The 6,249-nt window shown below is 39.4% G+C and carries 12 protein-coding genes; 1 reads left to right on the top strand and 11 read right to left on the bottom strand.

Annotation, left to right across the window (positions count from 1 at the left end; all coding sequences use genetic code 11):
• A partial coding sequence (locus JP36_RS08785) for a site-specific integrase (RefSeq protein WP_039173948.1) occupies positions 1 to 683 on the top strand: 683 nt, incomplete at its 5' end.
• Positions 684 to 730: 47 nt separating this feature from the next.
• On the opposite strand, the gene JP36_RS08780 is transcribed toward JP36_RS08785, so the two are convergent.
• From JP36_RS08780 to JP36_RS08735, 11 genes are all read right to left on the bottom strand, one after another.
• Complete coding sequence (locus tag JP36_RS08780) at positions 731 to 820, bottom strand: hypothetical protein (RefSeq protein WP_018347392.1); 90 nt, start codon at positions 818 to 820, stop codon at positions 731 to 733.
• 6 nt (positions 821 to 826) lie between these two features.
• Positions 827 to 1,309: a hypothetical protein gene (locus tag JP36_RS08775; RefSeq protein ID WP_039173945.1), complete on the bottom strand. Its 483-nt coding sequence runs from the start codon at positions 1,307 to 1,309 to the stop codon at positions 827 to 829.
• 113 nt (positions 1,310 to 1,422) lie between these two features.
• Positions 1,423 to 1,722, bottom strand: a complete 300-nt coding sequence (locus tag JP36_RS08770; protein ID WP_039173943.1) for a hypothetical protein — start codon at positions 1,720 to 1,722, stop codon at positions 1,423 to 1,425.
• Between the two features lie 80 nt (positions 1,723 to 1,802).
• The gene (locus tag JP36_RS08765) at positions 1,803 to 2,075 is read right to left on the bottom strand and encodes a hypothetical protein (protein ID WP_039173941.1); all 273 of its coding nucleotides are present in this window, start codon (positions 2,073 to 2,075) and stop codon (positions 1,803 to 1,805) included.
• Entirely contained in the window at positions 2,068 to 4,185 is a 2,118-nt protein-coding gene (locus JP36_RS08760; RefSeq protein WP_039173939.1) for a replication endonuclease, read from the bottom strand. Before JP36_RS08760 ends, JP36_RS08765 begins: the two co-directional genes overlap by 8 nt.
• A gap of 1 nt (position 4,186) precedes the next feature.
• Positions 4,187 to 4,423 carry a hypothetical protein gene (locus tag JP36_RS08755; RefSeq protein WP_039173937.1) on the bottom strand — a complete coding sequence of 79 codons (237 nt, stop codon included), beginning with the start codon at positions 4,421 to 4,423 and terminating at the stop codon, positions 4,187 to 4,189.
• Positions 4,424 to 4,476: 53 nt separating this feature from the next.
• Positions 4,477 to 4,707, bottom strand: coding sequence for a hypothetical protein (locus JP36_RS08750; RefSeq protein ID WP_039173934.1), 231 nt, complete (start codon positions 4,705 to 4,707; stop codon positions 4,477 to 4,479).
• The gene (locus JP36_RS08745; protein ID WP_039173932.1) at positions 4,697 to 4,993 is read right to left on the bottom strand and encodes a hypothetical protein; all 297 of its coding nucleotides are present in this window, start codon (positions 4,991 to 4,993) and stop codon (positions 4,697 to 4,699) included. Before JP36_RS08745 ends, JP36_RS08750 begins: the two co-directional genes overlap by 11 nt.
• 8 nt (positions 4,994 to 5,001) lie before the next feature.
• A complete protein-coding gene (locus JP36_RS11545) occupies positions 5,002 to 5,139 on the bottom strand; it encodes a hypothetical protein (RefSeq protein WP_156106936.1) in 138 nt (45 codons plus the stop codon).
• A gap of 202 nt (positions 5,140 to 5,341) precedes the next feature.
• Positions 5,342 to 5,551, bottom strand: a complete 210-nt coding sequence (locus tag JP36_RS08740; RefSeq protein ID WP_234702176.1) for a hypothetical protein — start codon at positions 5,549 to 5,551, stop codon at positions 5,342 to 5,344.
• Between the two features lie 50 nt (positions 5,552 to 5,601).
• Positions 5,602 to 6,234: a hypothetical protein gene (locus JP36_RS08735; RefSeq protein ID WP_039173928.1), complete on the bottom strand. Its 633-nt coding sequence runs from the start codon at positions 6,232 to 6,234 to the stop codon at positions 5,602 to 5,604.
• Positions 6,235 to 6,249 lie beyond the last annotated feature (15 nt).

Genomic DNA, 6,249 nt, shown 5'->3' with positions numbered 1-6,249 from the left:
TTCGGGGTCAGATCAAAGTTAGTGTTGCTACGGTATTACGTGAATGGAATACTTTATCTCACCTATTAAATATCGCAGTAACAGAATGGAAATACCTAAAAGAAAATCCCCTCAAACACATAAAAAGACCGAGCCAACCGCCAGAACGAACACGCCGATTAAGCGAAGAGGAAATAAACAGAATTTTATTTGTTGCAGATTATGACAAGCAACAGATCCCAATAACGATACAAAATAGAGTTGCAGCCGCAATGCTATTTGCACTAGAAACCGCGATGCGAGCTGGAGAAATCTGCAATGCAAAATGGCAAGATCTCAAAATGGATAAACGGTTATTGCACCTACCACAAACTAAAAACGGACACCCTAGAGATATTCCATTGTCATCAGTGGCAATGGAAATTATTCAACAAATGGGAAAAATAAAAACTGACGATACTGATCTTATTTTCCAACTAAAGCCAGCACAACTAGATGCCAATTTCCGAAAGTTAAAAGCAAAAGCAGCATTAGATAATGCAAACTTGCATTTCCACGACACTCGCCGCGAAGCGTTAACTCGTTTAGCGAAAAAAGTCGATGTAATGACGCTTGCAAAAATATCAGGGCATAGAGATATTAAAATTCTGCTTAATACTTACTATGCCCCGAATATGGTTGATGTGGTTAAATTGCTGGATTAGTGCGACTCCACATAAAAAAAGCCACATTATCCTGTGGCTTTTGGAACTTATTTTGTTTTCGCTTTTTGGTAAGCTAAACGCGAAGCAAGCATTGCTTGACGTTTTAATTCTTTTGCACTCGGTTTTGTTTCTGCCATAAAACATCACTCCTTATAGTTGGGTGTTTTTATAATAAAGCAATCTGCATTATCACCTAGTTGCCCTACTGGTTGAAAGTCTATCATAAGTGGATGTCGATTGTCGCACATTTTTTGATACATTCTGCTTAACGAAGGGCGTTCTGCAATAAAAAAATAACATTCAGGCTGATAGATTAAGTAATGTTTATATAATAACATTTCAAGCTGTTCTTTTAATTGCAGAATATCTTTCTTTTTAAAATTATGATTAATGGGTGGTGCATATAAATCTACATTAGGATCGCTGCTTTCATAATAGGCTTTTACACCAAACTTTACACTGTATGTGTTATGCCCTTTTAGCAAATCTTCAATTTTCTTATCTAATACAAATAGAGTCGAAATAATGTTACTATCAGCCGAAAAGTCGATAATATAATCAATTTGTGACACAGTAAATTGGGCAAATTGATGTGGAATTGAATTATATTCAGATTCAGTAAACATCAAAAAATACACTCCTTTTGTGGGAATCAGGTTTTACTAAAAACGCTGTTATCGGAGCGGACGCCGCTTTTGGAAAGTAAGTGCGGCTATCCCAACCCGATAAAATAAAACTGTCAAACTCTCCTCGCCTTTTTCCTCTCTGCATAGCGCACCACATCGCCTGCAATCCATCGCAAACTTAAGCTTTTCTTACGAATATCCCGTTGAGATGGAACTTGCACTGGTTGCGGAAAATACGGATCAGCAATTACAGCACCACGAATATGACGCTCGCTTAACTTAAAATAAGCCGCAATATCTGCCACTGTCCAAAGCTCTTTACTATCTTCTGTTAGAGGTTCTTTTTGTTGCAGTAATAACGCTTCTACTGCCTGCAATTTTTCTAATAGTGCTTGATTAGATACTTGTTCCATTTGATACTCCTTCGCTTAAAACGGCGGACAATCATCTGTTGGTATTTGTTTATCGGTTGTTGCCACTGTTTATTACCTCATTATCTTATAAAGAATTCATACTTTTTACGTTGTTCTAATAGGTCTAATAATTCTTTTTTTTCATCTTCTGATAAAATTCTAACCCTATCTTTTATTCTTAAATCATTTATACATTCATCTAGATATGCTTTATAGCTTGGTTTACCTTGTGGAATTTCAGGCAATAATCTCCACTTTCTACCCTGCCATAGGTTCCATATCGATCCATCGCTACATAGTACAAATACACCTGAATCCGAACTCGAACAAATTTGAATAATTTGTCTATCCATTTAATTTCACCTCACTTCTTCGTTGATAACTCAACCGCAATTCGCCATAATCGACTGACAAATAACGACCATCTTTCACTCTTACTGAACCAGTTCGTACCAATTCGTTATACATTTCATCAGTTAACCGAATTTTCTTACGTAATAGCCAGCCAATTTTTCTACTGATTAACGCTTGCACTTGCTGTTCTTCGTCTATTTTTTCATCTGAACTAATCTCCTTACTAATATTGTCTATTTTTTGTTCTTCTTCCTCCGTACAGTTATTGACAGAACTCCAAGCGGTGCTACGCACCGAATGATTTACTAATTCCTTTTGTGAAGCTAGAACTGATTTCTTAACCAGTTTCCACTTTTTCAACCGCGTACCAATCAACTCAAAAATAGGCTTAAGTTGATTAAAAATACCGATAATTTTTTTACTAATTTCGCCATATTTATTCGGTTTTCTATCTTCATAAACAGTACGAGCAACTAAATATTTACGGCTGACAAACGCACCGCCTTGCAATTCTGTGTATTTCGTCCAATCGCCGTCATCCGCCGCTTGAATTAACGCATCAATTTGTTGATCGCCAACTAGTTGTCCATGCTTACGACGTAATTCACGCCAAACCGAAACAGGCGCACCACCAATTTGCTGGAATTGACGAATCCGCCACTTAGATGCCCACGCACAAACATTCTTCGCCACATCTTTTAATTTCTCGCCTGTTTCGTCGTCCACATCATCATCACACGCATAACCATCAATATTCTTCGCAATATATTTCGCAATGTAGCCTGTCGCCGAGCCTTTTTCCCAATCGATCGCTTTTGCGGTAAAACGGTGTTCATTTGCTCCTGCCTCATTGCCATCTTCCGCAAGGGCATATTTCGCAAAAATCTCACGCACGGTATCAACGTGCTTTTGCTCCATAAAGAACAACATATGCCAATGCGGTGTACCATCGTGATGAGGTTCAACCACCCGAAAACCAAAAATATTAATGCCCCGACGTTTTAATGCAGCTCGAATACGAGCAAAGACTTTACACAAATAGTCTTGCGTATCGCGTGGATTGCTAAAGTTCCAGTTTTTAACAAACCCACCTTTAGAATGGATAGCGTGATAAGAAGAGGGAGCAGTCAAGGTATAAAATTCGCCCACATAGCCATAAATTTTTGCCAACTCTTCAAAACCACGCATTCTGTTCATCAATTCGCAACGTCGGATTGCAGGATTAGAAACGGTTTTATAAAACATCTCATCAAGTCCGAGTTGCTCCTCTTCGTCCTCTTCATTGATTAACTGCATTTGTTTGATAAAATCCGTATTTTTACGGCGTTGATAACGCCATTCCGCCACCGCCTCAAAACTCGCATAAGGGCTGGCTTTCGCCTGCACCTGACCGACCGCAATTGCCAAATGTTCACGCAAAAATGAACGCTTTTGCCACAACTGATTGCACCACCACTCCTCATCGCACATTTTCAAAATTGCCGCACCGACCTCTTTACGCAAAATCTTGCCGATATGATATTTATGCCAAAACGGCGGCGTAATGCCCTTAAGCTCGGTCAACCTTGCCAATTTGTAGTACAACGCTTTCAGTTTGACGTCAATCGCCTGCTTATCGGTGCAACTTGCCAACTCGTTATCGATAAAATCTTGATAAAGCACAAATTGCTCATCTGCCATCCGTGTGGCAAAACGCTCAACATCCTGCCGATTAAACTCGTGCAACGCGACCTCTTTTAACGCCCCTTTAATGCGGTTACCTTCATCATCAATCTGATAACATTTTGCGGTGGTTTTGGTCACATTTTTGCTGATCGGGTGACGTTTAAGCACCGCCTCAACACGCTCAAGCACACCGTTGTCTAATGTGGTGCGTAGCCAAGTGTTTGCAGCAAACCGTCCACTTTGGCGGAAGAGCCGCAAATAACGATTCACAAAATATTTGCTCAACGAATCAGGCAAGCCCTGAATTTTGCTGATACCGAAACGGAAAATATCCTCATCGCTACAATTAAACAGTTGATACTGCACCGGTGTTAATCCTGCCGGCGCAACACGTTCAACCTGTACATAATCCGCAGCTTGTTTAATAGTGGCGTAGCGTGTCATTTTATAAATCCCTTACTCTTATCACTTCTTCTTTCATTTGCGCCATAACCGCATTTACGGCATCAAATACCGCAACAGGGGAACGATCTGTCTTAGCAAATTGTTCTTTAAAAATTGCGAGCAACAACTCCTCAAAATTAGGATATTCTGTAATGTCCGCAGGTTTCCAAACGCCATGTTTCACATCAAACGCATATGATGTCTTACAAAAACCTTGACCGTTTTCCGCACGTTGCACGCAAAAACGTTCACCAAGATCGAAAAAAAATACGTTCGTTCATCATTAACTCCTTAGTGCAACACCACATAATCCGCACTTAACACACGTTGAATTCTATTTCTCAACACCACATAATCCGCCATTGCTTGACGCTGGCGCCTCGCTTTCTCTAATAATGCTGCACGATCTTTAATTGAACGTGTTTTACAAAGCCCCAAATAACCACGACAATTTTCACCAAAGTAATAAATTGCCCCCTCTACCATCTTTTTGTTTACTCTTAATCTTTGCTTAATCTTCATACACCACCTCTGAATCAACTTTTAAAAAATCATTTACGCTAACGGGTAAATTAAATGCCTTTGCAATCGCCTTAATTTGCCGAATAGCGTTACCAATTTTTCGTCTATCTTCTATGTCGTAATCACGCAAATGCCGCTTAAACTCAACATTAGCCGCTCTCGCCACCGCTGTTTTCTGCATTAACGTCAACTTTTCAAAAAGTCGTTCCGCTGCAAATTCTGACTCGTTGTAAAGTCGATGAAACGACTTAAAAAATTCATCTCTTGCCAAATCTACAGCGGACATAACGACTCCTATTTACCCAATTTCCCAAACAACCAACTCAAAAACGTTGGCTTGTAGTGCAATGCTTCTAATGCTTCAACGCGATCTAACAAACTTTCATTTGCCAAATTGATAATCTGATTGTTGCTTGCAATATGTGCATTCATCCGATTTTGTTGTGCGACAGCTCGTTCTAACGCTTCAATACGCTGTTCTAGCTTGATAAGGTTGATACGTTTCTCTGTTGCTTTAAAACTTTGTAGCGATAAGGTTGTTTAATCATTGTTCAACTCCTTGAATTTAGGGTGCAAAAAACTAGCCCTTTAATAAAAAGGCTATAATTTGCACAGTGTTTTAATTAAAAAAGAATTACGACTGTTGTTCTGCTTCGAACATATCTGCCGTTTTCGTATCTAACTGCAATAACGGCTTATTCGCTCGCAGCGCCTCTGGTCGCTCGTGATAAGTCGGCGTTGATACTTTAGTAATCTGGCTCTTTACCTCCAGCTTAGTGCCACAACTATTGCAATAGAGCGTGGTGCCAATAACCAACAACCCGACTTTCTCCGATGTTCTCACTCTCAAATTTGCACTACCGCAGTTTGTGCAACGATGATCGATATTTGCCATTATTTACCACCTTGCTTAATAAGTTCATCAACAATCCCATTAACCCATTGAGCAAATGACGCTTTGATGAATGCAGAAAATTTCTCATTGTCATCTGGATTAAAATCTTGATAATGTTGTGCGAGCTTAACTAGCACTAATAATGTCAACAGCTCGCCTAACAATTTTTCGCTTTTTTCAGCTAACGCACCTAACGTAGGAGCAAAAAATGCAAAATGACGATAAAAACTTATCTCACCATCAAGTGGCAACCCAAACGACCGTAGCAAACACAACACCTCAAAAAAAGAAACATTTTGATAAATCGGTCTTGCTCTATTTTTATCAGGCATTGCTTTTATCGCTTCAGCAATCTGAACACCATCATCTAACTGATAAAATACTTCGCCAATTTTACGAATTAGGTTTAAATAATTGGTTTCAGCCTGCGGATGTGGCTTGTTTTTTGCGTGATCAGATTCGCAAGCTACACGATCAAGGGAAACATAAACAAGCCGAGCAACTCGTTCAGCTTGCAATTTCAATTGATCCAATGTTAGAAGCGGATATACCTTTAGATGATTACCGTCCTGTTGATTTAATGAATCCTTATTATCGTCAGAAGAATAAGGGTTAGAATTTAAAGAGTTCATTTAAACCACCTTTCC

Source organism: Gallibacterium genomosp. 1, assembly GCF_000771875.1.
Lineage (GTDB): Bacteria > Pseudomonadota > Gammaproteobacteria > Enterobacterales > Pasteurellaceae > Gallibacterium.
This window is presented reverse-complemented; position numbering and strand designations above follow the sequence as displayed.

Excerpts from the sequence above, each read along its gene's own strand:
- JP36_RS08780 (WP_018347392.1), bottom strand. The coding sequence starts at position 820 with ATGGCAGAAACAAAACCGAGTGCAAAAGAATTAAAACGTCAAGCAATG.
- JP36_RS08775 (WP_039173945.1), bottom strand. The coding sequence starts at position 1,309 with ATGTTTACTGAATCTGAATATAATTCAATTCCACATCAATTTGCCCAA.
- JP36_RS08770 (WP_039173943.1), bottom strand. The coding sequence starts at position 1,722 with ATGGAACAAGTATCTAATCAAGCACTATTAGAAAAATTGCAGGCAGTA.
- JP36_RS08765 (WP_039173941.1), bottom strand. The coding sequence starts at position 2,075 with ATGGATAGACAAATTATTCAAATTTGTTCGAGTTCGGATTCAGGTGTA.
- JP36_RS08760 (WP_039173939.1), bottom strand. The coding sequence starts at position 4,185 with ATGACACGCTACGCCACTATTAAACAAGCTGCGGATTATGTACAGGTT.
- JP36_RS08750 (WP_039173934.1), bottom strand. The coding sequence starts at position 4,707 with ATGAAGATTAAGCAAAGATTAAGAGTAAACAAAAAGATGGTAGAGGGG.
- JP36_RS08745 (WP_039173932.1), bottom strand. The coding sequence starts at position 4,993 with ATGTCCGCTGTAGATTTGGCAAGAGATGAATTTTTTAAGTCGTTTCAT.
- JP36_RS11545 (WP_156106936.1), bottom strand. The coding sequence starts at position 5,139 with ATGAATGCACATATTGCAAGCAACAATCAGATTATCAATTTGGCAAAT.
- JP36_RS08735 (WP_039173928.1), bottom strand. The coding sequence starts at position 6,234 with ATGAACTCTTTAAATTCTAACCCTTATTCTTCTGACGATAATAAGGAT.